Origin of the sequence: Streptomyces sp. NBRC 110028 (assembly GCF_001417735.1) — a bacterium.
GTDB lineage: Bacteria > Actinomycetota > Actinomycetes > Streptomycetales > Streptomycetaceae > Streptomyces.
In genome coordinates, this window is record NZ_BBUZ01000025.1 from 224,040 (window position 1) to 246,270 (window position 22,231).

Annotated in this window: 24 protein-coding genes and 2 pseudogenes; 11 read left to right on the plus strand and 15 right to left on the minus strand. The window is 71.3% G+C overall.

Annotated elements, in window-relative coordinates:
- Nucleotides 1-28 precede the first annotated feature (28 nt).
- On the minus strand, nucleotides 29-916 hold the full coding sequence (locus tag ASC60_RS13600; RefSeq protein WP_055550456.1) for a helix-turn-helix transcriptional regulator: 888 nt from the start codon (nucleotides 914-916) through the stop codon (nucleotides 29-31).
- Between the two features lie 252 nt (nucleotides 917-1,168).
- On the opposite strand from ASC60_RS13600, the gene ASC60_RS13605 reads away from it, so the two are divergent.
- Nucleotides 1,169-2,185, plus strand: coding sequence for a zinc-dependent alcohol dehydrogenase family protein (locus ASC60_RS13605; protein ID WP_055550458.1), 1,017 nt, complete (start codon nucleotides 1,169-1,171; stop codon nucleotides 2,183-2,185).
- Nucleotides 2,186-2,245: 60 nt separating this feature from the next.
- Here the strand turns inward: ASC60_RS13605 and ASC60_RS13610 are convergent, their stop codons facing one another.
- From ASC60_RS13610 to ASC60_RS13625, 4 genes are all read right to left on the minus strand, one after another.
- The gene (locus tag ASC60_RS13610) at nucleotides 2,246-3,028 is read right to left on the minus strand and encodes an ABC transporter permease (protein WP_055550460.1); all 783 of its coding nucleotides are present in this window, start codon (nucleotides 3,026-3,028) and stop codon (nucleotides 2,246-2,248) included.
- On the minus strand, nucleotides 3,025-4,020 hold the full coding sequence (locus tag ASC60_RS13615) for an ATP-binding cassette domain-containing protein (RefSeq protein WP_055550462.1): 996 nt from the start codon (nucleotides 4,018-4,020) through the stop codon (nucleotides 3,025-3,027). Before ASC60_RS13615 ends, ASC60_RS13610 begins: the two co-directional genes overlap by 4 nt.
- 63 nt (nucleotides 4,021-4,083) lie before the next feature.
- Nucleotides 4,084-4,926 carry a DUF4097 family beta strand repeat-containing protein gene (locus ASC60_RS13620; RefSeq protein WP_055550464.1) on the minus strand — a complete coding sequence of 281 codons (843 nt, stop codon included), beginning with the start codon at nucleotides 4,924-4,926 and terminating at the stop codon, nucleotides 4,084-4,086.
- A gap of 107 nt (nucleotides 4,927-5,033) precedes the next feature.
- Nucleotides 5,034-5,549 (minus strand): toxin-antitoxin system HicB family antitoxin, encoded by a 516-nt coding sequence (locus ASC60_RS13625; RefSeq protein WP_055550466.1) that lies wholly within the window; start codon nucleotides 5,547-5,549, stop codon nucleotides 5,034-5,036.
- Between the two features lie 314 nt (nucleotides 5,550-5,863).
- Between ASC60_RS13625 and ASC60_RS13630 the strand changes: the two genes are divergently transcribed.
- Nucleotides 5,864-6,832 (plus strand): threo-3-hydroxy-L-aspartate ammonia-lyase, encoded by a 969-nt coding sequence (locus ASC60_RS13630; RefSeq protein ID WP_055550468.1) that lies wholly within the window; start codon nucleotides 5,864-5,866, stop codon nucleotides 6,830-6,832.
- A 52-nt stretch (nucleotides 6,833-6,884) separates the two neighbouring features.
- Here the strand turns inward: ASC60_RS13630 and ASC60_RS13635 are convergent, their stop codons facing one another.
- The 3 genes from ASC60_RS13635 to ASC60_RS13645 all read right to left on the minus strand — a co-directional run bounded on the left by ASC60_RS13635 (nucleotide 6,885) and on the right by ASC60_RS13645 (nucleotide 9,028).
- Nucleotides 6,885-7,433, minus strand: coding sequence for a DinB family protein (locus ASC60_RS13635; protein WP_055550470.1), 549 nt, complete (start codon nucleotides 7,431-7,433; stop codon nucleotides 6,885-6,887).
- A gap of 82 nt (nucleotides 7,434-7,515) precedes the next feature.
- Nucleotides 7,516-8,367, minus strand: a complete 852-nt coding sequence (locus ASC60_RS13640; protein WP_055550472.1) for a class I SAM-dependent methyltransferase — start codon at nucleotides 8,365-8,367, stop codon at nucleotides 7,516-7,518.
- A 7-nt stretch (nucleotides 8,368-8,374) separates the two neighbouring features.
- Nucleotides 8,375-9,028, minus strand: a complete 654-nt coding sequence (locus ASC60_RS13645; RefSeq protein WP_055550474.1) for a TetR/AcrR family transcriptional regulator — start codon at nucleotides 9,026-9,028, stop codon at nucleotides 8,375-8,377.
- Between the two features lie 194 nt (nucleotides 9,029-9,222).
- On the opposite strand from ASC60_RS13645, the pseudogene ASC60_RS39125 reads away from it, so the two are divergent.
- Nucleotides 9,223-9,789: pseudogene (locus ASC60_RS39125) on the plus strand (MSMEG_1061 family FMN-dependent PPOX-type flavoprotein); the annotation flags it as partial.
- A 1-nt stretch (nucleotide 9,790) separates the two neighbouring features.
- The gene (locus tag ASC60_RS39130) at nucleotides 9,791-9,913 is read left to right on the plus strand and encodes an SIP domain-containing protein (protein ID WP_079038382.1); all 123 of its coding nucleotides are present in this window, start codon (nucleotides 9,791-9,793) and stop codon (nucleotides 9,911-9,913) included.
- A 244-nt stretch (nucleotides 9,914-10,157) separates the two neighbouring features.
- Here ASC60_RS39130 and ASC60_RS13655 read toward each other — a convergent pair.
- Nucleotides 10,158-10,409, minus strand: a pseudogene (locus ASC60_RS13655) (EthD domain-containing protein); the annotation flags it as partial.
- Between the two features lie 163 nt (nucleotides 10,410-10,572).
- Between ASC60_RS13655 and ASC60_RS13660 the strand changes: the two are divergent.
- Complete coding sequence (locus ASC60_RS13660; RefSeq protein WP_055550478.1) at nucleotides 10,573-11,226, plus strand: hypothetical protein; 654 nt, start codon at nucleotides 10,573-10,575, stop codon at nucleotides 11,224-11,226.
- A gap of 150 nt (nucleotides 11,227-11,376) precedes the next feature.
- Here the strand turns inward: ASC60_RS13660 and ASC60_RS13665 are convergent, their stop codons facing one another.
- On the minus strand, nucleotides 11,377-11,652 hold the full coding sequence (locus tag ASC60_RS13665; protein WP_234356936.1) for an SDR family oxidoreductase: 276 nt from the start codon (nucleotides 11,650-11,652) through the stop codon (nucleotides 11,377-11,379).
- A gap of 79 nt (nucleotides 11,653-11,731) precedes the next feature.
- Here ASC60_RS13665 and ASC60_RS42850 point away from each other — a divergent pair, with 79 nt between their 5' ends.
- Entirely contained in the window at nucleotides 11,732-12,397 is a 666-nt protein-coding gene (locus ASC60_RS42850) for a hypothetical protein (protein ID WP_234356937.1), read from the plus strand.
- A 14-nt stretch (nucleotides 12,398-12,411) separates the two neighbouring features.
- On the opposite strand, the gene ASC60_RS13675 is transcribed toward ASC60_RS42850, so the two are convergent.
- The 4 genes from ASC60_RS13675 to ASC60_RS13690 are packed head-to-tail and all read right to left on the minus strand — an operon-like array spanning nucleotide 12,412 to nucleotide 18,720.
- Nucleotides 12,412-12,834 (minus strand): hypothetical protein, encoded by a 423-nt coding sequence (locus tag ASC60_RS13675; RefSeq protein ID WP_055550482.1) that lies wholly within the window; start codon nucleotides 12,832-12,834, stop codon nucleotides 12,412-12,414.
- Between the two features lie 29 nt (nucleotides 12,835-12,863).
- Nucleotides 12,864-17,606 carry a putative T7SS-secreted protein gene (locus ASC60_RS13680; protein WP_055550484.1) on the minus strand — a complete coding sequence of 1,581 codons (4,743 nt, stop codon included), beginning with the start codon at nucleotides 17,604-17,606 and terminating at the stop codon, nucleotides 12,864-12,866.
- Nucleotides 17,606-18,283, minus strand: a complete 678-nt coding sequence (locus tag ASC60_RS13685; protein WP_055550486.1) for a hypothetical protein — start codon at nucleotides 18,281-18,283, stop codon at nucleotides 17,606-17,608. Before ASC60_RS13685 ends, ASC60_RS13680 begins: the two co-directional genes overlap by 1 nt.
- Complete coding sequence (locus ASC60_RS13690; RefSeq protein WP_079038383.1) at nucleotides 18,280-18,720, minus strand: SseB family protein; 441 nt, start codon at nucleotides 18,718-18,720, stop codon at nucleotides 18,280-18,282. The genes ASC60_RS13685 and ASC60_RS13690 overlap by 4 nt, the downstream gene beginning before the upstream one ends.
- 185 nt (nucleotides 18,721-18,905) lie before the next feature.
- On the opposite strand from ASC60_RS13690, the gene ASC60_RS13695 reads away from it, so the two are divergent.
- From ASC60_RS13695 to ASC60_RS13715, 5 genes are all read left to right on the plus strand, one after another.
- Nucleotides 18,906-19,259, plus strand: coding sequence for a VOC family protein (locus ASC60_RS13695; RefSeq protein ID WP_055550490.1), 354 nt, complete (start codon nucleotides 18,906-18,908; stop codon nucleotides 19,257-19,259).
- 175 nt (nucleotides 19,260-19,434) lie between these two features.
- On the plus strand, nucleotides 19,435-19,983 hold the full coding sequence (locus ASC60_RS13700) for a Uma2 family endonuclease (RefSeq protein ID WP_055550492.1): 549 nt from the start codon (nucleotides 19,435-19,437) through the stop codon (nucleotides 19,981-19,983).
- Nucleotides 19,984-20,168: 185 nt separating this feature from the next.
- Nucleotides 20,169-20,552 carry a thioredoxin gene (gene trxA, locus ASC60_RS13705; RefSeq protein ID WP_055550494.1) on the plus strand — a complete coding sequence of 128 codons (384 nt, stop codon included), beginning with the start codon at nucleotides 20,169-20,171 and terminating at the stop codon, nucleotides 20,550-20,552.
- Nucleotides 20,545-21,153, plus strand: coding sequence for a histidine phosphatase family protein (locus ASC60_RS13710; RefSeq protein ID WP_055550496.1), 609 nt, complete (start codon nucleotides 20,545-20,547; stop codon nucleotides 21,151-21,153). Before trxA ends, ASC60_RS13710 begins: the two co-directional genes overlap by 8 nt.
- 51 nt (nucleotides 21,154-21,204) lie before the next feature.
- The gene (locus ASC60_RS13715; protein ID WP_055550499.1) at nucleotides 21,205-21,630 is read left to right on the plus strand and encodes an OsmC family protein; all 426 of its coding nucleotides are present in this window, start codon (nucleotides 21,205-21,207) and stop codon (nucleotides 21,628-21,630) included.
- Here ASC60_RS13715 and ASC60_RS13720 read toward each other — a convergent pair.
- Nucleotides 21,605-22,216: a hypothetical protein gene (locus ASC60_RS13720; protein ID WP_055550501.1), complete on the minus strand. Its 612-nt coding sequence runs from the start codon at nucleotides 22,214-22,216 to the stop codon at nucleotides 21,605-21,607. The genes ASC60_RS13715 and ASC60_RS13720 overlap by 26 nt on opposite strands.
- Between the last annotated feature and the right edge of the window lie 15 nt (nucleotides 22,217-22,231).

Genomic DNA, 22,231 nt, shown 5'->3' on the forward strand with positions numbered 1-22,231 from the left:
GGAGTCCATCCGGTTCCCGCCGTTCGCCTCAGCCGGTGGATTGCCGGGTGGGCGAGCCGGTCTCCTGGGTGGCGGCCCAGGAGGCGAGCAGGCGCAGGCCCTCTTCCGAGGGGGATCCGGGTTCGGCGGTGTAGATGGTGAGGGTGAGGCCGGGCTCGGCGGCCATCTCCAGACCCTCGTAGGCGAGCGTGAGGTCGCCGATGGCCGAGTGGTGGAACCGCTTGGTGCCGGTGCCGTGACGGCGCACGTTGTGGGCGCCCCAGCGGGCGCGGAACTCCTCGCTGCGGGTGGACAGCTCGCCGACGAGGTCGTGCAGGTCCTTGTCGTGGGGGTTGCGGCCGGCCTCGGTGCGCAGGATGGCCACCGCCATGTCGGCGAAGAGGTCCCAGTCGGGGTAGAAGCGCCGGGAGGCCGGGTCGAGGAAGTTGAACCGGGCGAGGTTCGCGTGGTTGCGGGGCGTGGCGTAGAGGTCGGCGTAAAAGGCGCGGGCGAGCTGGTTGGTGGCGAGGACGTCCATGCGGGCGTTGCGCACGAACGCGGGCCCGGCCGTGATCGCGTCCAGGGTCCACCGCAGGCTGCGGTGCGGCGTCCACTGCCGGGTGGTACGGCGCCGGGGGCGGGTGAGGGCGTCGGAGCCGTCGGCGGCCTGCGCGAGATGCAGGAGATGGGCACGCTCGGCGTCGTCCAGCCGCAGGGCGCGGGCGACGGCTTCGAGGACGGCCGGTGAGACCCCGGCGAGGTTGCCCCGTTCGAGCTTCGCGTAGTACTCGACGCTCATGTCGGCCAGGGCCGCGACCTCGCTCCTGCGCAGCCCCGGCACGCGCCTCCTGCTCCCGGAGGGCAGGCCGGCCCGCTCGGGGGTGATCTTCGCTCGCCGCGAGGTGAGGAACTCGCGGACCTCGTCACGGTTGTCCACACCTCGACCGTACGGCCTGCGCGCCGCGCGAGGGATGTACTGGCAGTACACCTCCCACTGGTATCTCGCTGTCCGCGCGGACATCCGATTACCTGGACGGCGCGGCACTTCTCGGCCGCGGCGCCACGGCGCCGCACCCGGAGGCGCCCGTCCGGGACGCGACGGCACCCACGGCGGTGCCGTCCTCTTACGCCCGGTACGCAACCGCACTCGGGCACCAGCGCCCACCCTGAGCACGTAAGGACGTCCCCCATGCGCGGAGCAGTCATCCACGCCCCCGGCGATGTGCGCTTCGAGACCCTCGACGACCCCAAGATCCTCAAGCCCACCGACGCGATCATCCGCACGGCCGTCACCTGTGTCTGCGGATCCGACCTGTGGCCCTACCGCGGCGTGGAGCCGACCGACGAGGCACACCCGATGGGGCATGAGTACGTCGGCTTCGTGGAAGAGGTCGGCAGCGACGTCACCTCGGTCCGGCCGGGCCAGTTCGTCGTCGGCTCGTTCGCCACCTCGGACAACACCTGCGCCAACTGCCGCAACGGCTTCCAGGCCAACTGCCTGAACCGCGAGTTCATGGGCACCTGTCAGGCCGATTACGTGCGCATCCCCAACGCCCAGGGCACCCTGGTCGCCACCGACGAGGTGCCGGGCGAGGAGTTCTGGCCCGGCCTGCTGGCCGTCTCCGACGTGATGGGCACCGGCTGGTGGGCCGCCGACGCCGCCGAGGTCCGGCCCGGCTCCACCGCCGTCGTCGTCGGCGACGGAGCGGTCGGCCTGTGCGCGGTGATCGCGGCGAAGGAGATGGGCGCGGAGCGGATCATCGCGATGAGCCGCCACGCGTCCCGTCAGAAGCTGGCCCGCGAGTTCGGCGCCACCGACATCGTCACCGAGCGAGGCGAGGAAGGCATCGCGCGGATCAAGGACCTCACCGGCGGGATCGGCGCCGACGCGGTCCTGGAGTGCGTCGGTACCGCCGAGGCCATGGGGCAGGCGCTGCACTCGGCGCGGCCGGGCGGCAACGTCGGCTTCGTCGGCGTCCCCCACGGGGTCGCCGTCGACGGTCAGGAGCTGTTCTTCTCCCACGTCGGCCTGCGCGGCGGCCCCGCCCCGGTCCGCCGTTACCTGCCCGAGCTGATCGAGTACGTCCTGTCGGGCCGGATCGACCCGGGCAAGGTCTTCGACCTCACCCTGCCCCTGGAGCAGGTCGCCGAGGGCTACCGGGCCATGGACGAGCGCCGCGCCATCAAGGCGCTCCTCAAGCCCTGACCCCACGCCGGACCACGCCAACTGCCGCAGACCCGGGCCGGGTCTGCGGCAGGCGGGCTCTCAGCGCTTGGTGGTGCTGTTGAACAGCGAACGCGACCAGACGTAGCCGACCAGGGTGATGCCGACGCACCAGGCGAGCGAGATCCAGCCGCTGTTGCCGATCTGGGAACCGGTGAGCAGGCCGCGCAGTGTCTCGGTCATCGGGGTGAACGGCTGGTTCTGGGCGAACCAGCGCAGCCCCGGGGCCATCGAGCCGGCCGGCACGAACGCCGAGCCGAGGAACGGCAGGAACTGGATGAGCAGCGGCTTGTTGCTCGCGGACTCCACCGTCTTGGAGATCAGGCCGAGCGCCGCCGACAGCCAGGCCACCGCGAACGCGATGGCCGTGATCAGCCCGGCCGCCGCCAGCCACTCCAGCGGGTTCGCGTCCGGGCGGAAGCCGAGCGCGAGCGCCACGCCCACCACCAGGACCAGGCTCACCACCGTCGTGATGACGCTGCCGACGACATGGCCCGTCATGAACGACGAGCGCGTGATGTTCATGGTGCGGAAGCGGTTGATGATGCCCTCGGTCATGTCCTGGCAGACCGCGATCGAGGTCGACATGGCTCCGGCCGCCACGCCCATGATGATGACGCCGGGCGTCAGATACTCCAGATACGCGTCCCGGCCGCCGCCCATGCCGGCGCCGATCGAGTCCCCGAAGGCGTACACGAACAGCAGCAGCATCAGGACGGGCATCATGGCCGGGCCCAGGGACACGGCGGGATAGCGCAGGGCGTGTTTCAGGTTGCGCCGCAGCATCGTCATCGAGTCGTGCACGGCGTAGGTGAGGGTGCTCATCGCAGGGTCTCCTTGACGTGAAGGGCGGTGCCGGTGCTGCCGTCGCCGGTCAGGGCGAGGAAGACGTCGTCGAGGTCGGGGGTGTGGACGGAGAAGTCGGCGGCCCGGATCCCGGCCGCGTCGAGCCGGTCGAACAGGGCACGCAGTGCCTCCATGCCGGTGTCGCTCGGCACGCGCAGGGCGAGGTTCTCGTCGTCGCGGGCCGCGCCGGAGAGGGCGGCCGCCGCGCGCTCGTACTCCTCTGTCCCGGCGAACCGCAGTCGTACGTGACTGCCGGGGATCCGCGCCTTGAGTTCGTCGGCGGTGCCCTCGGCGACGATCCGGCCGCCGTCGAGCACGGCGATCCGGTCCGCCAACTGGTCGGCCTCTTCCAGGTATTGGGTGGTGAGGAAGACGGTGACCCCGCCCGCGACCAGCGAGCGCACGGTCTCCCACATGGTGCGGCGGCTGCGCGGGTCGAGCCCGGTCGTCGGCTCGTCGAGGAAGATCACCTTCGGGTCGCCGACCAGTGTCATGGCGATGTCGAGCCGGCGCCGCATACCGCCGGAGAAGGTCGCGGCCCGGTTGCCCGCGACATCCGCGATGCCGAACCGCTCGAGCAGTTCCCTGGCACGCTTCCTGCCCTCGCGCTTGTCGAGGCGCAGCAGGTCGGCCATGAGGAGCAGGTTCTCCTCGGCGGTGAGCAGGTCGTCGAGCGCGGCGAACTGTCCGGTGACGCCGATCGCGGCGCGCACCCCCTCGGGCGAGGCCGCGACGTCGTGCCCGGCGACCTGGGCCCGGCCGCCGTCGGCGGCGATGAGCGTGGACAGGATCTGCACGGTGGTGGTCTTACCGGCGCCGTTCGGCCCTAGCAGCGCGAATACGGACCCGGCGGGGATGCGCAGATCGATGCCGTCGAGGACGGTCTTGTCGCCGTACGACTTGCGCAGCCCGACGGTGGAGACGGCGGCGGAGGCAGTGGTTTTGGGCGTGGGCATGACAGACGAAGGCATGGAGCCCTCCCGTTCGAAGGCATGAGGTGGCTGGTGAAGGGGGCGAGTGGGCGGGGCCGGTGCTCAGCGCCGGTTGCGGCGCACGTCGATGTTGCCCCAGCGGGTCCGGGCACGGATCTTGACGGTGTCCTCGGTCTCCGCGGGGGGCTCGGCGTCGGCGAGCGTGTTGCGCACCTGCCCGCGCTCGGAGCTGACGTCGAGCCAGGCGGCGGTGCCGTCGCGGACGCCGACCTCGATGGCGCCGATGGACGTCTCCAACTGGGCGGTTCCACAGGAGACTTCGCCCACGCGCAGGGCGCCGTGGGCGGTGGTGGCGGTGACCGAGCTTTCGGCACGCTCGATGTCGATGCCGCCGTGGGCGCCACTCACCCGCAGGTCACCGGTCACGGTGCCGACGGTCGTGGTGCCGTGCGAGTTCTTCAGGACGGCGGGACCGTGGACGGTGCCGATGCGCAGGCTGCCGGTGCTGGTGGTGATCTCGGCCGTGCCCTCGACCCGGTCCACGGTGATCGAGCTGTGGGAGACGGTCATCTGGAGCGGCCCGGTCGTGTCGAGGCGGACGTCACCGCCCGAGGTCTTCACGCGGACCTCGCCGAGCCGGCCCTCGCCGACTACCGGGGTCCAGGCGCCGGTCAGGTCGACGCGCGAGCCCGTGGGCAGGTCGATCGCCACGTCGACGGCGCCGGTGGGCCCGATGAGGCGGCGTTCTTTCGTCCTGACGGTCAGGACGCCGCCCGCGTACGTGACCTCGGTCTGCTCGGCGGCCCGCACGTCCTTGTCCCGCTTCGGGCTGCCGGGGTGTACCTCGACGACGGTGTCGGGGCGGTCGCTCGCGGTGATCCGGAGGGAACCGGCGCCGATGTGCGCGTCGACCGAAATCGGTTCGGGAGTGTCGAAAGAAGGCATGGCTGTCCCGTCCTCGTGAGTCCTTGGGGCGTCCCCGCTGGTGGGACGTGGTGTGGGTGAAGTGCCGTTCTTTGTGCGGCGTGGGCGTGGCGTGGGCGGGGGCGCGGTCAGCGCACCCAGCCCGTGAAGCTCTGTCCGGTGCGGGACTTCTGCGGCGTATGCGGCCGCGCGCCGCCGTCGACCGCGGCCGACACGGCCCGCACCAGCCACGCGTTGACCGACAGTCCCTCGCGGCTCGCGGCCTCCTCGGCGCGCGCCTTGAGGTGGGTCGGCAGCCGCAGATTGACGCGGGCGGTGCCGCCCTCGTCGCCGTCGGCGGGTGCCGGCGCCCTGAGCGGTTCGACGGGCGCGGCCGCCGCTTCCATGGAGCCGCCGTCGGTGGGCGGTGGCGTCACCACGAAGTCGGGGTCGAGTCCGCGCAGCCGTACGTCGACCGAGCCGGGGGCGAGCTCGCGGGTGATCTCGTCCATCGCGGCGGAGAGCACATTGAGCATGGTCAGACGGGTCGCCGACTCCAGGGGAGCGGTGAGCCGCTCGGCCAGCTCGCGGGCATCTTCCCCGCCGGCTTCGGCGGCCACCGCGAGTTCACGGCGGAGGGTGTCGACATACGGCGTGAGGTCCATGACGCCATAGTGGCACCACTGTGGCGTCATTCGCAAGCCCGAAGGGTGTCGCATGCGGGGTGGGTGCGGGTGTGGCGCCCTTGACCTGCGGAAACGCAAAGGGGTCAGTCTGGGGCGGGGTGGCGCTATGTGGGTCCGCGCGCCTTTGGTGGTGCGGAATGATGCCGGGTGGCGCCTCGGTGGCGCTATGCGGTGCCATCTGGTGCCATGTCTGCGGGGGCGTTCTGGACTGCTATTACAGATCTAGACGAATAGGCTAGACTCGGCGACCCTCAGCACGCGGTTCGACTTCTCACCAGCGCAAGGGATTCACCATGGCCGCTGCACCGTCCGTTTCCTTCGACGACGTCCGTGAGGCCGCCGCGCGCCTCGACGGGATCGCCCACCGCACGCCCGTCCTCACCTCCCGCACCCTGAACGCCCAGGTCGGCGCCGAGGTGTTCATCAAGTGCGAGAACTTCCAGCGCGTCGGCGCCTTCAAGTTCCGCGGCGCCTACAACGCCGTCGCCCAACTGCCCGCCGGGCAACTGGCCAAGGGCGTCGCCGCCTATTCCTCCGGCAACCACGCCCAGGCCACCGCCCTGGCCGCCCGCGAACTGGGCACCACCGCGGTCATCCTCATGCCCGAGGACGCCCCGCGCTCCAAGCTGGAAGCCACCGCCGGCTACGGCGCGGAGATCGTCACCTACGACCGCTACACCCAGGACCGCACCGCCCTCGGCGAAGCCCTGGCCCAGGAGCGCGGCCTTGCCCTCATCCCGCCGTACGACCACCCCCATGTCATCGCCGGGCAGGGCACCGCCGCCCTCGAACTCTTCGAGGAGACCGGCGACCTCGACGCCCTCGTCGTGCCCGTCGGCGGCGGTGGCCTCATCGCCGGGAGCGCCACGGCCGCCAAGGCGCTTCACCCCACCGTCAAGGTCATCGGCGTCGAACCCGAGGAAGGCGACGACACCAAGCGCTCCCTGGCCGGCGGCGCGCGCGTCACCATCCCCGTGCCCCGCACCATCGCCGACGGCCAAGCCCTGCCCACGCCCGGCGAGATCACCTTCGCCATCAACCAGCGCCTGGTGGACGCGATCGCCCTCGTCGGCGACGAGGACATCGTCGACGCCATGCGCTTCGCCTTCGAACGTCTGAAGATCGTCCTCGAACCCAGCGGCGCCACCGCTTTGGCCGCCCTCATGACCGGGCGTCTCGAAGGTCTTCCGCGCAGGATCGGCGTCATCGCCTCCGGCGGCAACATCAACGCCCGGCGATTCGCGGAACTGATCAACCGCTGACGTGCCCGGTGCCGCGGATGGCGCCTCGACAGGCGCGGCGGCTCCGGTCCGGTCACATCCCGGTGGAGCCGTCGATGCGCTCGCGCAGGAGATCGGCGTGCCCGTTGTGCCGTGCGTACTCGGCGATCAGGTCCACCATGATCCGTCGCAGTGAGACCGGCTCGCCGGTGCGCTTGCGGATCCCCGTGTCCTCCAGGGATGCGGCGGCGGCCGTGATGTGCCGGGAGCGCTCGCACTCCGCCCGCCAGACGGCGAAGGCCTCGCCGACGTCACCGTCCAGGCTGTCGAAGTCCTGGTCGGGGTCGTCGTCGGAGTAGTAGAGCATCGGGACGTTCTCACCGGCGAACTGGATACGGAACCACCAGCGCTCGACACCGGCCAGATGCCGCACGATGCCGTGCAGGGACAGGCCGGACGGCGGCACAGCCCGTTCGGACAGCCGCTCCGGAGGCAGACCGGCGCACTTGAGCTCGAACGTCGCCCGCTGCCAGTCCAGGACGGCGCTCAGGGTCTCCCGCTCGCCGCCTACGGAGGGCGGGGCCGGGCGGGTGTCGTCGTCCCAGCGGGGCGCGTAGTGCTCGGGGGAGGCTGTACCGGTCATCGCCTTCCTTCCTGGTCGGGGGCGGCCCGAGTCTGTCAGGCACCACTGACATCGCCGGAGCGCGGTGGACGCGGCCCCTCGCTCAACGGGACGCCAAAAGTCCGTACAGCAGCGGGATTCGCGGCTCCGGCAGCTGCCACCAGCCGGAGGAGGTGCGGGTCATGTGGGGCCAGCGGGGCCAGGGCAGTTCGGGTGACTCGCGCAGCCGCCGGACGCTCAGACCCGCACCGGCCAGGGCGTTGACGACCTCGTCCAGGCCGTGCGTCCATTCGTAGCTGTCGGTCGCGCCCTCGACGGCCGGGCCGTCGGTGTACGTGTGCGTCGCGTCGCGGTGCACGGGCCCGCCGCCGCCCAAGTAGTCGTGGCGGAGGAGGAGTTCGGGGCCCTCCTCGGGGGCGGGCTTCGGACCCAGCGCGTTGAGGAGCGGATGGAACTCCACGACGTACAGACGGCCGCCGGGGCGCAGCAGACCGGCGACGACGCCGGCCCAGCGGTCCAGGTCGGGGAGGTAGCACAGGGCGCCCTTGCCGGTGTAGACGACGTCGAACCGCCGTCCGCCCAGCGCTTCCACGGCGTCGTACACATTGGCCCGTACATACGTCACCTCGGCGCCCGCCCGCGCCGCGATGCCGGTCGCCGCCTCCACGGACGCAGCGGAGAAGTCGAGACCGACGGCACGTGCCCCGCGCTGCGCGAAGGCGATCGTCTCCGTGCCGAGGTGGCACTGCAGGTGCAGAACGTCGCGTCCGGCCAGCTCGCCGAGGTCGTCCCACTCCCACGGGGCGAACCAGCGGGACGGATCGGGCTCCCCGTCGGCCCCGTCGGCCCCGCCGGCCCCGTCTATCCCGTAGAACCGGCTGGCGAGGTGGACGGGGGTCCGGGCATCCCAGTTCGACTGGTTGGCCCGCATCATCCGCTCGTACGCGTCGGTCATGGGCTCACTATGGCAGGCCCGGCCCCGGCGTCCAGGGGGCCTGCCCGAGGGTGAGGTAGCGGGTGAGCATCGCGACGAGTTCGTTTTCGAGGCGGACGGCGTCGACGGGGTCGGGCGCGGCGATCAGCTGGTGGATGACCAGCTCGACCGTGGTGACGACGAGCCGGGCGGCGACGTCCGTGTCGGCGACCCGGACCTCGGGGTGGCGGTCGAGCAACTCCCTTGTGCAGGCGATGTGTTCGCGCTCGTACGCGGCGACCTTCTCCAGCAACTCGGGCGACCGGGGCCCCTGCTCGACCATGACACGCAGCAGCTGTGGATCGTCGCGGTGGTTCTCGATCGCGGTGCGCACGAAGCGGCGGAACATCTCTTCGAGGGTGTCGGGCTGCTCCTCGACCTGGAGGCGCTGGGTGGCGGCCGCCCCGGCATCGAGGTGCCGGACCACCAGCTCGACCAGGATCGCGTCCTTGTTCGGGTAGTACTGGTACAGCGAGCCGATCGAGATCCGGGCCTGCTCGGCGATGCGGTTGGTGGTCCCGGCGGCGTAGCCGTACTCGGCGAAAACGTGAGCAGCGGCGGTGAGGATGCGCTGCCGGGTCAGCTCGGCGCGGGCCTGGCGTGGCTGTTTACGTGGCCGAAGTCCGCGGTGGCCTGACGTCATGACACCTCCTGGGCGGGCCCGCGAAAGCGAGTGGCGCAGAACCTGAATGATTGCTCACAATGATGCCATGAGCTGCGGCTGAGCGGTGGGTGGCCGCCACCGTTCGGCCCTGCGGATGCGCGCTGACAACGTGCCCGGCGCCTTCGTCCGCTCTCGCCCGCCCGCATCCGCCTGTCGCCTCCGAAGGAGCCTTCGTGACGCATGCCCCTGCCCGCCCCCGGCGGGTGTCACCGGCCGAGGTCCGCGCCCGGCTCGGGGAACCCGAAGCCATGATCGAGGCCAAGATCCGCGACCGTATCGACGACCACTTCCGCCTCTTCATCGCCCATTCGCCCTTCCTGACCCTCGCCACCGCTGACGCGGCGGGGCGCGCCGACTGCTCGCCCCGCGGCGACTACCCGGGGTTCGTGAAGGTCCTCGACGAACACACCCTCGCCCTCCCCGACCGGCCCGGGAACAAGATCGCCGACTCGTTCCGCAACCTCGCCGAGAACGACGGCGTGGGGCTGCTCTTCTTCATCCCCGGACTGCGGGAGACGCTGCGCGTCAACGGCCGCGCCTATCCCACCGACGAGCCCGATGTCCTCGCCCGGATGCGGACCGAGGCCAGGACACCGGAGCTGGCGATCGTGGTCGAGGTCGCGGAGGCGTACTTCCACTGCGGCCGCGCGCTCATCCGGTCCCGGCTGTGGGACCCCGCGAGCCAGGCCCTGGCCGACGAGATGCCCTCGATCGGCGAGATCGCCGCCGCCCAGTTCGGCGGTGGCCGGAGAGGCGGGACTGGCCACCGCCCTGCGTCGCCACCTGACCCGCGACCACGGCATCCCGAAGCCGGACATCACCTTCCACGGCTACTGGCGCCAAGGCCGCCCCAGCCCCGGCTGACGCCGAACGCCCGGCGGCCGCCACCAGGCGCCCAACGGCCGTGCCGCATCCGGCCGGCTGCATGGGTCCCGGTCGAACGGAGCGGCAATCGATGGGGTAATCGCCTGAACCATCCCCGCGTGCGCGGGGACCACGGGCGCGCAGTGGGCCGGGGACATCAACGATGCGACGGGCGCGGACATCAACGGTACGTACGGGGTGAGCCGCTGGAGCTGAGTCCGTATCCGTCCGTTGAGTCCGTCTGTCAGATGACCTCCTTCTCCTCGGTGACCATCACGGCCACCGAGTCCATGTCGATGAAGCGTGCTTCGTCGGGGTTGACCAGTGTCCGGTAGTTCCCGGAAGCGAAGAAGGCGTCGTGGTCTTCCCAGTTCTCGAACCAGATCCCCGTCAGGCCGTCGTAGGCCCGGGGCGGGTAGTTCTCGGCGGGGACCGGGTGGGACACGGTGTACTTGCGCACGTAGCGCTCCGCCTCCGGGATGGAGGTGAACAGCGGCGCGTGCTGGTTTCGGTGGTGTTCGACGAAGCCGAGCGCTCGGGTGGGGTGTCGGTAGGTCCACCCCTGATCCGGTGTTCAGGCCCACCGACGGCGAGTGCCGTGGTCGGCAGGATGTACCTCGTCACCAGATGGACGGACGAGGAACGAGCCGGGGGCACTCATGGACGAGACCTTTGCCAGACGTATGACCGGTGGCGCGGGCATCCTCACGGCGGCCGCCATCATCGTCGAAGTGCCCCTGTACTTCGTCTACTCGGGTCCGCCGCCCGACTCGAACGTCCTGGCCAGGTTGCTGATCGGGATCGTCGCGCTCGCGTTCCTGGTCGTGTTCGTGACGGCCTTTCGGGAGCTGGTCAAGCGCGTGAGCCCGGCGTATGAGTGGGTGGGGTCGATGGCCTTTGCCACGGGGCTGGTCTATGCGACGGTCAGCCTGGTCTCCAGTGGCCTGGAAGCGGGTGCGGTGATCGCCGTGGATCACCGGATCGATCCGACCATCACCGTCAGCGGCACGTACATCCTCTACGGGTCGATCTCCCGCCTCATGCTGGCGTTCTTCCTGGCCGCGGTGGGCTGCGCCGTCTCCCGTACGAACCTGCTCCCGCGGTGGACCAGCCGCTCCGCGTACGTCCTGGCCGGGGTCAACCTGGCTTTCGTGCCGTCCCTGTTCTTCGGCAACACCCCTGCGGACTTCTACGCGGCGAACGGCTGGGGCACCACGGCTCTGATGGGTGCGATCTTCAGTTGCTGGCTGCTGGCCCTCGGTGTTTCCACCTACCGCAGCGCCGGGCGGCTCACCTCGGGGCAGCAGCGCTGAAGAACCGACGGTGACGGCTTGGTGCCGCTGCTCAGGCTCAGGGCGTACCGGTTCGGGACGACCGCCGGGTCGCCGATGGTGCCCCCGGTCGCGGCCGGGGGCGGCGGTGTCAGCCCTGTTGTACGGGGACCACCACCAGCTCGGCGATGTTCACATGCGGCGGGGCCGCGACCGCGAAGGCGATCGCTTCCGCTGTGTCTTCGGCGGTGAGGGGGTGAGGGTGGTGCGCATTCCGGTGAGGGTGGCGCGCATCCGCGGGTCGCTCATGTCGTTGCCCAGCTCGGTGACCGTGACGCCCGGTTCGACGTTCGTCACGCGGACGTCGCGCGGGCCGAGTTCGGCGCGCAGGTTGCGGGTCAGATGGGCCACGGCGGCCTTGGTGGCGGAGTAGACGGACCAGTTGGGGTACAGAAGGTGTCCGGCCACCGAGCCGATGTGGACGAGGTCCGCGGGGCGGCCGTCGGCGGCTGGTGGCGATGAGGTCGTCGGTGAAGGCGCGGGCGGTGTGCAGCAGGGCGCGCCGTTGCGCAGCGAGGCGTTCCGGCGGCTGTGGGCCCGTCATGACATCCGCCGGAAGGCGCGGGAGACCAAGCGCTTCCGGCATCCCGTGGTCGGCGAGCTGACGCTGGATGACGAGTCGCTGACCGTGAACGGCGCCCCCGGCCGGCAGCTGGTCGTCTACCAGGCCGCCCCGGCAGCCCCTCCGAACACGCGTTGTCCCTGCTCGGCAGTCTCACCGCCGGGGATGTTCCGGAAATTCCAGGCGGATCAGCACCGGGGCGGCAACCTGCGCGTGGCCACCACCCCGGCCGTGATGAAGCGCCTCGAACGCGCCCAGGCCGCTGACCTCGCAGGCGGATACCGTGCGGAGGACCCCGAACTCCTCGACGCCGAAGCCGTCAGGAAGCGCATCGCGCCCGGCGCTGTGACCACCGAGCGCGGCCGCGGCACGCACTACGCCTTCAACTCCGGCACCCCCGGCGAGGGCAGCGTGGACGCCCGTACGGTGCGCGTCCCGGCATCACCTTGGATCCGCCACCGGCATCGGCGTCGCGCGCGGCTTCGCCGGACACAGCGTGACCGCGACCCATCCGGCCGCATCATCGGCCTCACCCTCCTCGCCACGCGCAAGCCGGTGGGCCGTCTGCTGGGGGCGGGCCTTCAGGGCTGAGCCGCACGGCCCGGCTACATCATGGGGGCGGTGCGCCGGGCCGTCACCGCTTCGATGAACTCCGTGGGCGGAAGGTAGGAGTGCGCGGTGATGTAGTGGTGGACGAGGTTCGGGGCGATCAGCCACCTGCCGTCCTCGGCCACCACCCTGATCTCCGCGGCGCCGAGGGTGACCCGCCGGCCGCCGACCTCGATGGCGACGGGGTACGGCGGCTTCCCCTCCGGGTGCGGGAGTGTGCAGGGGAACAGGCCGCGCATGGCGTTCTGCGAGTCGTCCCGGCAGAGCACCCCGAGGGATTCGACGAAGGCCACCGGCACCTCGCCGCGCGGGAAGTCGTCCTGCTTCTCCAGCCAGCCGACGGTGAACGCCTCGACCCCCGGTGGCACCCCGATGCCGGGGGTGTAGGCGTACGGGGACAGGTCCTCGAAACGGGACAAGGTGGCGATTCCTTCCTGTGGAGAGAGGGCTACAAGATGTCGGGGACCCAGCGGCACGCGGCCCAGTGCACGCGTCCCATGTTCGGCTGGAGCAGTTGGGAGAGGCGGGTGTCGCTCGCCACCGTCGTGGGCGAGCCCATGATCTTCAGGCCCTCCGGGGGAGACAGGATGTAGTCCGGCAGTTTCTCCCCGGGACCGTACACCTCCAGGGCCTTGGGATTGCCGATCTCGATCTGGTTGCCCAGGGCGTCCGAGATGGTTTCGCCGTGCCGGCTGTACATGTGCAGATACGTGCCCTCGGGCACGGTGGCCGCGGCGCCGTCGCCCGGGGCGATGCCGCCGTGGCCGCTGAGCACGGCGTCGCCGTCCGGGCGGGCGAAGGGCTCGGGGGCCGGGCCGAAGGCGCCCTGCGGGGGTTGTTCGTGGGGGAGTTTGGGGCACAGGCCCAGCGGGTCGATGGCCGCGTGCGGGTTGGGGACGTACGTGGCGGCGTTGGCCGCGGCCTCCAGGCCCAGCGGGTCCGGGGTGGTGTAGCGGGCCGTCTCCGGGTCGTAGTACCGGTGGAGGTTGTAGTGGAGGCCGGTCTCCGGGTCGTAGTACTGGCCGGGGAAGCGCAGCGGGGTGTACGCGCTGCTGTGCCGGGACCAGGTGGTGGTGCCCCACAGCGTGGTGCGGGTGCGCCAGGCGATCTCGCCGGATTCGTCGACCAGTTCGCTGGGCGTGCCCACCAGGTCGGTGACGATGCCGAAGAAGCGCTGGTCGATCTCGGCCTGGGTGGTGGCGTCGGTGATGCGCTCGGTCTGGGCGACCGGGCGGGCGCCGTCGTGGTCCCAGGTGAGGGTCACCGGGTCGGGCAGCCCGGGGGCGGTGGTGGTCTGCTCGACCAGGGTGAAGCCGTCCCAGGTGAAGTCGACCCGCTCCACGGCCGTTTCGCCGTCCTCGCCGAGCCGGAGCTTGGCGATGCGGCGGCCGAGCGGGTCGTAGAGGTAGCGCCAGACCGTGCCGTCGGGGGTGGTGACGGAGGTCAGCCGGTCCTCGGCGTCCCAGGAGTAGCGCCAGGTGTCGGGCTTCTTCGACAGCCGGTTCTTCTGCCGGAGGGTGATGCGGCCCGCCGCGTCGTGTTCGTAGCGGACCCGTCCGGCGCGGGTGATGCGGGTGCCGTCGTAGGCGCGGTGGCCGGTGGCGTCGGCGCCGCCGGGGACCTTCGCCGGCCAGGCGGCGTAGGTCTGGTTGCCCGCGCCGTCGTAGGCGTAGGTCTCGGTCCAGTTCCTGGCGTGGACGGCGGTGACGCGGCCGCCCGCGTCGACGTCGAAGCGGCGGGCGCCGCCGAGCTGGTCGTCGATGCCGGTCAGGTGGCCGTCGGCGCGGTAGTGGTAGGCGCGGTGCTGGAGCGGCTGGGCGGAGGGGCCGGTGACGGACTGTTCGGCCAGCCGGCCCGCCGGGTCCCAGATCTGGGCGATGGTGAGGTGGTCGCCGATGTGGCGGCCGACCTCCCGCCCGATGGCGTCGCGGGCGAAGGCGAGGGTGTGGCCGCAGGAGGTGAGGCCCGTGCGGTGGCCCGCCGCGTCGTACGCGAAGGTCGAGGTGGCGCCGGAGGGGGTGGTCCGGCGGGTACGGCGGCCCAGCGCGTCGTGGGCGTGGGTCAGCGCGCGACCGCCCACCACCTCGGAGGTCAGCCGCCCCGCCCGGTCCCGCCGGAACACCGCCTCCGCGTCCGGGCCGAAGGCCGTCGCCAGCCGCCCGCCCGGGTCGTAGGAGAAGGTGGTCGGCCGGCCGTCGGCATCCTTGCGCACCACGCGGCCGACGGCGTCCCGCTCGAAGGAGACGGTCTGGCCGAGCGCATTGGTACGGGAGACCAGCGACCCTGCGGCGTCGTAGGTGTACTCCAGGGTCCGGCCGTCGAAGTCCGTCTCGGAGAGCAGCCGCCCCGCCGGGTCGTAGGTGTAATCCCAGGTGAGCCCCTGCGGATTGGTGACCCGGGTGAGCCGCAGCTCCTTGTCGTGGGTGAACTCGTAGCGCGCCCCGTCCGGTCCGGTCTGGGCGACCAGCTGGTCGAAGTGGGCGTATTCGTACGAGGTCTCCCCGCCACCGGCGTCCACATGGGACGTGCAGTTGCCCTCGCCGTCGTAGACCCAAGCCTGCTCGGCGCCGTCCGGGGCGATGTGCCGGGCCAGCCTGCCCTCGGTCGTCCACTCCAGGCGGGTGGTCGCGCCGAGCGGGTCGACGACGGCGGTGGGGCGGCCGAAGGCGTCCCGGTGGTAGACGGTGACGGCGCCCAGCGGGTCGGTGATCTCCACCGGCAGCCCGGCCGCGTCGCAGCGCACCCGGGTGGTCGCGCCGAGCGGGTCGGTGATCGCGGACAGATGGCCGCGCGCGTCGTACGTGTAGCGCGTGGTCTGCCCCATGGGGTCGGTGGAGGCGGTGCGGTTGCCGCGCTCGTCGTACGCGTGGCGCCGGACCGTGCCGTCGGCCGCGGTGATCTCCACCGGGAGGCCCAGGTCGTTGTAGGTGGCCTCGGCGCGGTGGCCGTCGGGGGTGACCATGAGGACCGGGCGGCCCGCCGCGTCGTACGCGTAACGGACGGTCCGGCCGAGCGGATCGGTACGGGACAGCACCCTGCCGAAACGATCCTGCTCGGTGCGGACCGTATGGCCCGCGCCGTCCGTCACGGCCACGATCTGGGACCGCTCGTTCACCACGTAGCGGCTGGTGTGCCCCTCGGCGGAGGTGACCGTGGTGACCCGGTGACCGGTGGCGGGGTCGGGCGCGCCGTAGTGGAGGCGGGCCGCGAAGTGGCCCTCGGTGCCGCCCTCGGCGATCACCCGGTCGCGGTTGTCGTAGACGTAGTCGTAGGTGTGGCCATTGGTGTCCGTCCACGCGATGATCCGGCGCTCGTCGTCGTAGGCGAAGCGCATCGGGCTGCCGGAGGAGTTGATGACCTCGGTCAGATCGCCGCCGGTGTAGCCGTACCGCACCAGCTCCCGGTCCGAGCCGTCCGGGGCGCCGCCCGCCAGGTGCAGCGCGGTGATCCGGCCGTCCCGCGTGGTCAGCTTCAGGTGGTAGCCGCCGCTGTGGACGATGGCCGTCGGGGCGCCGTCCGCGCCGTACTCGAACGTCAGCCGGTGCCCGTTGCGGTCGCCGATCTCCGCCAGCGGCGCGTCTCCGTCGCCGCCGTCCGCCGGGCCGGTGAAGTACCGGACGTGGCCGGTGCCCGGGTCGGTGATGGTGAAGTCGCCCTCGGGGGTGCGCTCCAGCGGCCAACGCGGGCCCGCCTTCGGCAGCGTCGGCACGCCGGGCGCCGGATGCGGATAGTCCAGCAGCAGCCCGTCCTGCTGGACGAAGACCACGCCCGCCGGACCGATCTCCAGCCGCTGATCGGCGGTGCACGCCCACGACGGGCCGAACCAGCGGCCCGCCCGGTAGCCCGACATCCCCTGCCGGGTGAACATCAGCGGCAGTACACCCGGCAGCGACACATCCGTCTGCGGCAGATACATCCGGCCGGTCGCCAGGTCCACCGGGTCGGTGGGCCCGGGGGTCTTGGCGGCGTTCGGGATGGAGTGCGGCGCGTGGCCGTCCTTCGCCAGATGCGCGAGCCCGGACTCCACCTTGCTCGCGGCCGCGGCGGTCTCGGCGGTCTTGGCGGTCTTGGCGGCGGTGACGGCCCCCTTGGCCGCGCCCAGCCCCTTGGTGCCGATCAACTCGGGCAGCAGCCGTCCGATGCCCTCCGCCGGGTCCTTGGTGAAGGAGTTGTACATGGCCTTCAGCGCGCCGCCCGGATTGTTGGCCATCTGGACCAGACCGGCCGCGGTGCTGTTGAGGTTGGTGACGTACTCGGCGGGGTGGGTGAGGTTGTACGGGTCCATCGGGTTCACCTGGCGGGCGAAGTTCACCACGCCCGCCGTGCCCTTGATGATGCCGCCCGCCAGATGCGAGGCGTCCAGCTTCAGCCCCTCGAACCCGTCCGAGACCTGCTCGCTGTACGACGGCTTCGCGGGCGCCTCGTCACGGGCCTTCTCCACCGACTTCTTGGCCGTGTCGTGCGCCTCGTTGCGCTGCCGCCGGGCCTCTTCGAGGATGTCCTCGGCCGCCTTGAAGCCCTCGGCGCCCGGGTCGTGGAACGCGCCGGGCTTGTCCGGCAGCGTGCTCGGATCGCGCTGGTCGGCGGGGAGGAGGTTGTACTTCCACACGGCCGAGTTGTACGCGTCCACCTTGCTGTTGTGCGCCGAGCGGGCGTCGTCGGACGCCTTCTTCGCCGCCTTGTACTTGTCGATGGCCAGCTGCGCCTGCGCTTGCGCCCACTCGACCGTGGCGGCGAAGCCGCTCAGGGCGCCGGCCGCCTTCTCGCAGGCGTCGGCGGCCTTGTACCACTTCTTCGGCTCGACCGAGACCCTGCTGTAGAAGGCGTTGGCGAACACGCCCTTCATGAGCTGGTCGGGGTCGACGCCCTTGAGGCCGCGGCCGACGTCGTTGAACGCCTTCGCGAAGTCGGTCAGGTGCTCGGCGGTGGACCGCAGCTTGTCGGGGTCGCCGTGGATCAGCTTCTTGGGGTCGTCGGTCTGGTCGAGCTGCCACTCGTCCACGTCGGCGCCGAGCGCGTCGGCCGCGGTGGCGCTCTTGTCGCGGACCCACTCCGCGCCGCTCTCCCAGCCGGCGTCGTCCAGCCGGTCCGCGGTCCAGCTGCCCGCGCTCTCGATGCCGTCGCCGACGTCCTCGACCCGGTCCTCGACCCAGTCCTCGACGCCGTCCGGTACGAAGTCACCGAGCCCCATCAGTGCTCACCCCCGCCGCCCTGACCTGGCTGTTGCTGTTGCTGTTGTGCTTGGGCTTGGGCGCGTTCCTCGGGGGAGGGGCCGAACGTGTCGTCCACGGCCTGGTCGAACTGCCGGTCGTCGACCCCGGCGATGTCGTTCGCCAGCCCGGTCTGGAAACCGCCGTATCCCTCGGTCACCAGGCTGCGGCCGGTGTCCTTCCAGGTCTGGCCCATCTCGGCGCCCGCCTGCTTCCAGGACTCCGCGCTGTAGTCGGGCGCGTCCGGCATGAGGACGTCGCCCCAGCTCTGCTTGGCGATCTCTTCCTCGGTGGCGTGCGGATTGCCGGTGGGGGACAGGGCGTTCACGGCCACCTTGAACGTGCCGCCCCAGTACTGGTCCTCCTCCCAGGACGCGCCCGCGGCGATCCCCAGCCGACCGGCGAGTGCGTTGGCGTCCTGGATCAGCGCCCGTACGCCCCACTCCCAGCGGTCGCAGAACCCCTCGAACGCGTCCGCCAGGCCGCCGCCACCGGCCTCCGTCTTCGACATCGTCATGTCGCCGAAGCCGCTGCCCTGGAGGGCGCCGGTGGAGCTGCCCACGTCCTTCAGCTCGCCGATCGCGGAGCGCAGGCCCTTGGTGATGAGGTCGACGGACTCCTGGGTGACCTTGAAGTCGGCGTTGCCGCCGCCGCTCATCGGGGGGTCCCCGGGGTGGTGTTCGGGCCGGCTTCGGCCCGGATCCCGGCGGCCTCGGTTTCGGTGAGGTCCACCGCCGCCTCGTCCGGCACGATCCCCTTCACCGGCGGGAACATCATCGAGCCGTCCTCGTCGGCCACGTCGAGGGCGACCCCCGCCGGGCCGTCCAGCGCGGGGACCATCACATCCAGCAGCCGGGCCCCCAGCACGGACGCGAACTCCCACTCCTCGCGCGCCGCGCCGCGGGCCTCGGCGAACCGCGCCAGGGCGAACTCGTCCGTAAAGGCGTAGATCCAGTGGATCCCGCCATAGGTCGCCGTCATGAAGTCGTCGTCGACCAGCGGCACCAGTACCGCGGTACGCCGGAACTCGCCCACCATCGCGGAGGGATCGCCCGATCCGTCCCGTACTGCCGCTATATGCTCCACCAGCTCCACTGCGGACCCCCGTATTCCCTTTCCGGCCGCGGTTACGGTAACGCAGCGGGCCGAGGCGCCGGAACGGAGGAGGGGCTTTCTCGCAGGAGGGGCGGGGCCGCGGCCTCCGGTGAACCGCACCGCTCCTGAAATGCCTGTTGTCCGAAGTCCGGCATGATCCACAAGGCATCCCCTAGGCTCGGCGGATGGCTTTGGAATGGGAACAGGTCATTGTCCACTCGGCGGACCCGGTGGCCTTGGGGCGGTGGTGGGCCGAGGCCCTTGGCTGGGTTGTGGTCCACTCCTCCGACGAGGAGTTCGAGATCCGCCCGGAGCCGGATCGCCTGCCGGGGCTGGACTTCGTCCGGCTCGATGAGGGCAAGAAGGCCAAGAGCCGACTGCATCTCGACTTCAGGCCCGACGACCAGGACGCCGAAGTGGCCCGTCTGGTGGCGCACGGCGCACAGCGTGTCGATATCGGCCAGGGTGATCAGTCGTGGGTGGTATTGGCGGATCCCGAAGGCAACGAGTTCTGCGTCCTGGGGCAGCGGCGTCAGTAGGTTTCCCCTACACGAAGGCCCGGCACGCTCGGTCGCATCCGCTGGTAGGCGCCGAGGAGGCCGGCCAGGACGAGGACGCAAGGCCCTGGAGCCGTCCGGGGGCCTGTGTCGGTAACATCCATCGCTCACCGGCATGCCGACCGTATTCTGAGGGATGAGCGGGAAGGAGTAGTCGATGAGCGTCGATGCGATCATGCACACCGAGTTCCCCGCCGGATACACGGTCTTCTTCGGTGTCGACGGGAAGGTGGTCATGACCCCGCAGAGCGTTGAGCGTTCCAGCACGATCAAGTCGTTGCAGTACGACACGATCGTGTCGCTCGGGCGTCACGCGAAGACCGTCTCCGATGTGTACATCGACTTTCCGGCCGACGAGAACTCCGCCCCGGACCTGGCCGTCCTGCGGGAGGACGCGCAGCGGCAGGGCAAGCGCTACTCCTTCGAGGACGTGCTGCTGATCGCGGAGGTGGTGTCAATCTCCTCGGCGCGCAAGGACTACGACGACTGCACCGCCAAGTACGGCCGCTACGGCATCCCGGTCTACGCGATCGTGGACCCGTACGCCGGAGAGGTCGTCGTCCACACCGAGCCCACCGGGACCGGCTACATCACGGCCCGCACCCACAAGTACGGCACCGGCAAACTCCCGATCCAGCTGGCGGACGGGCGGACCTTCACGCTCGACCTGGACGAGCTTCCCCGGCCCGAACCCGAGGCCCGCTGACCCGCCATGCGGGGAGCCCCGGGGCGGGCCCTGGACCCTGCTTCTGGGGCTGCGCCCGGGGCGCACCGTCGAGGCGTCGCGCGGTGTCCCGGGGCCCGGGGCGCAGCACCGGGGTCGGGAAGAGGCCGCTGACCTGCGGGGTGGTGGGAACGGAATATCGGGGACGGGCCCGGGGTTACGGACCCATGAGCGCGAGCACTGTGGAACTCACCAAGGACAACTTCGACGAGATCGTCTCCGGCAGCGATTTCGTGCTGATCGACTTCTGGGCCTCCTGGTGCGGCCCCTGCCGGATGTTCGCACCGGTGTACGAGAAGGCCGCGGAGCGCCACTCCGACCTGATCTTCGCGAAGGTCGACACCGAGGCGCAGCCCGAGCTGGCGGCCGCGTTCGACATCCAGTCGATTCCCACGCTGATGATCGTCCGCGACAACATCGCCGTCTTCTCCCAGCCCGGCGCCCTGCCCGAGCAGGCCTTGGAGGACGTCATCGGGCAGGCCCGGGACCTCGACATGGACGCCGTACGCGCCTCTGTCGCCACTCCGGCGCCCTCCGACGGCCGTGGCTGAGCTGGTGCTGATCCGGCACGGTGAGACCGAGTGGAGCCGGACCGGAAAGCACACCAGCTGGACCGATCTGCCGCTGACGGCGCGCGGGGAGGAGCAGGCCCGGGCGCTGCGCCCGCTGCTCGCGGGGCGGAAGATCGGGCTCACGCTGGTGAGCCCGCTGGGGCGGGCCGTGCAGACGGCCCGTCTCGCCGGGCTCACCGACCTGACGACCGAGCCTGAGCTGCACGAATGGGATTACGGGGGGTACGAGGGCGTCACCACCGCCGAGATCCACGAGACCCGGCCCGGCTGGGAGCTGTGGACCGACGGGGTCGCCCCGGGCGATGCCGAGCACCCCGGGGAGGCGCCCGGGGACGTCGGGGCGCGGGTCGACCGGGTGCTGGCCAGGATCGAGCCCGAGCTGGGCGCGGACGGCGGCGACGTCGTCCTGGTGGCGCACGGGCATGTGCTGCGGGTGCTCACCGCCCGCCGGCTGGGCCTGCCGCCGTCCGCGGGGGCGCTCTTCCGGCTGGAGACCGCGACCGTCTCTCGACTGGGAACCGAGCACGGGCGTCCGGCTCTCATGGCGTGGAACGTAGGCTCGGAGCAGCAGATCCCGTAAGTTCCGTACGCCACCGAACACACCGAGCAGAGGAAGCAGGGAACAGCGAGCATGGCTACGACGCGTACCGCGCACACCGTCTGGCAGGGCAATCTGGCCGAGGGCAAGGGGACGGTCACTTTCGACTCGTCCGGGATCGGCGAGCAGCCGGTTTCCTGGCCGTCGCGCGCCGAGCAGGCGAACGGCAAGACCAGCCCGGAGGAGCTGATCGCCGCCGCGCACTCCAGCTGCTTCTCCATGGCGCTGTCGCACGGTCTGACCCAGGCCGGTAACCCGCCCACCCGGCTCACCACCCAGGCCGACGTCACCTTCCAGCCGGGCACCGGCATCACCGGTATCCACCTCACGGTGGAGGGCACGGTCGAGGGGCTCGACGAGGCCGGGTTCACGGCGGCCGCCGAGGACGCGAAGAAGAACTGCCCGGTGAGCCAGGCGCTCGCCGGTACGGAGATCACGCTGACGGCGAAGCTGGCCTGACGTCCGCCACCCGCTGCAGCAGTCCCCAGGTGAACTCCGCCACATAGTGGCGGAGTTCACCATTTTCGGCGTCGGCCGGGGCGTCGAAGGCCAGCCGGGAGCGGGTCGGGGCGGAGCCCTCCATCGGCCGTGCGGGCGGGAAGGCGCGCGCCACGTCGTCCACCGTGCAGGACCAGGGGGCGAGGTCGGCGGCGGTGCGCAGGGCGGGCGCGGGGGCGCCGGGGGCGCGGACCAGCCACTCGTTCCACACCGCCCCGCCCGGCGCGGTCAGCACCTCGAACCGCAGATCCGGCCACAGCGGGACCGGCCAGCTCAGCGCGTCGCATGTCAGATCGCCGATGCGGCGCCGCGCGGTGGTCTCCGGCGGGCCCAGCACCGAGCGGTAGCGGGCGACGGCGGGGCGCCGCCGCGGTGAGCGCCGCATCGCCTGCCAGCGGCGGTTGGCCTCGCGCATCACGGCACGCCCGTGGCCCAGTTCGCGCAGCGCGTCCTCGACCAGGCCCGGCTGGTAGTCGGCCATGCGGCGCAGCAGGACGAGGACGAAGGGGAAGGGGGTGGGGAACGACGGGTCGTGCGCGGTGTCCATGGCTCCATCGTGGCG

Coding starts and splice junctions, on each gene's coding strand:
- ASC60_RS13605 (WP_055550458.1), top strand. CDS start 1,169: ATGCGCGGAGCAGTCATCCACGCCCCCGGCGATGTGCGCTTCGAGACC.
- ASC60_RS13610 (WP_055550460.1), bottom strand. CDS start 3,028: ATGAGCACCCTCACCTACGCCGTGCACGACTCGATGACGATGCTGCGG.
- ASC60_RS13615 (WP_055550462.1), bottom strand. CDS start 4,020: ATGCCTTCGTCTGTCATGCCCACGCCCAAAACCACTGCCTCCGCCGCC.
- ASC60_RS13620 (WP_055550464.1), bottom strand. CDS start 4,926: ATGCCTTCTTTCGACACTCCCGAACCGATTTCGGTCGACGCGCACATC.
- ASC60_RS13625 (WP_055550466.1), bottom strand. CDS start 5,549: ATGGACCTCACGCCGTATGTCGACACCCTCCGCCGTGAACTCGCGGTG.
- ASC60_RS13630 (WP_055550468.1), top strand. CDS start 5,864: ATGGCCGCTGCACCGTCCGTTTCCTTCGACGACGTCCGTGAGGCCGCC.
- ASC60_RS13635 (WP_055550470.1), bottom strand. CDS start 7,433: ATGACCGGTACAGCCTCCCCCGAGCACTACGCGCCCCGCTGGGACGAC.
- ASC60_RS13640 (WP_055550472.1), bottom strand. CDS start 8,367: ATGACCGACGCGTACGAGCGGATGATGCGGGCCAACCAGTCGAACTGG.
- ASC60_RS13645 (WP_055550474.1), bottom strand. CDS start 9,028: ATGACGTCAGGCCACCGCGGACTTCGGCCACGTAAACAGCCACGCCAG.
- ASC60_RS13660 (WP_055550478.1), top strand. CDS start 10,573: ATGGACGAGACCTTTGCCAGACGTATGACCGGTGGCGCGGGCATCCTC.
- ASC60_RS13680 (WP_055550484.1), bottom strand. CDS start 17,606: ATGGGGCTCGGTGACTTCGTACCGGACGGCGTCGAGGACTGGGTCGAG.
- ASC60_RS13685 (WP_055550486.1), bottom strand. CDS start 18,283: ATGAGCGGCGGCGGCAACGCCGACTTCAAGGTCACCCAGGAGTCCGTC.
- ASC60_RS13695 (WP_055550490.1), top strand. CDS start 18,906: ATGGCTTTGGAATGGGAACAGGTCATTGTCCACTCGGCGGACCCGGTG.
- ASC60_RS13700 (WP_055550492.1), top strand. CDS start 19,435: ATGAGCGTCGATGCGATCATGCACACCGAGTTCCCCGCCGGATACACG.
- trxA (WP_055550494.1), top strand. CDS start 20,169: ATGAGCGCGAGCACTGTGGAACTCACCAAGGACAACTTCGACGAGATC.
- ASC60_RS13715 (WP_055550499.1), top strand. CDS start 21,205: ATGGCTACGACGCGTACCGCGCACACCGTCTGGCAGGGCAATCTGGCC.
- ASC60_RS13720 (WP_055550501.1), bottom strand. CDS start 22,216: ATGGACACCGCGCACGACCCGTCGTTCCCCACCCCCTTCCCCTTCGTC.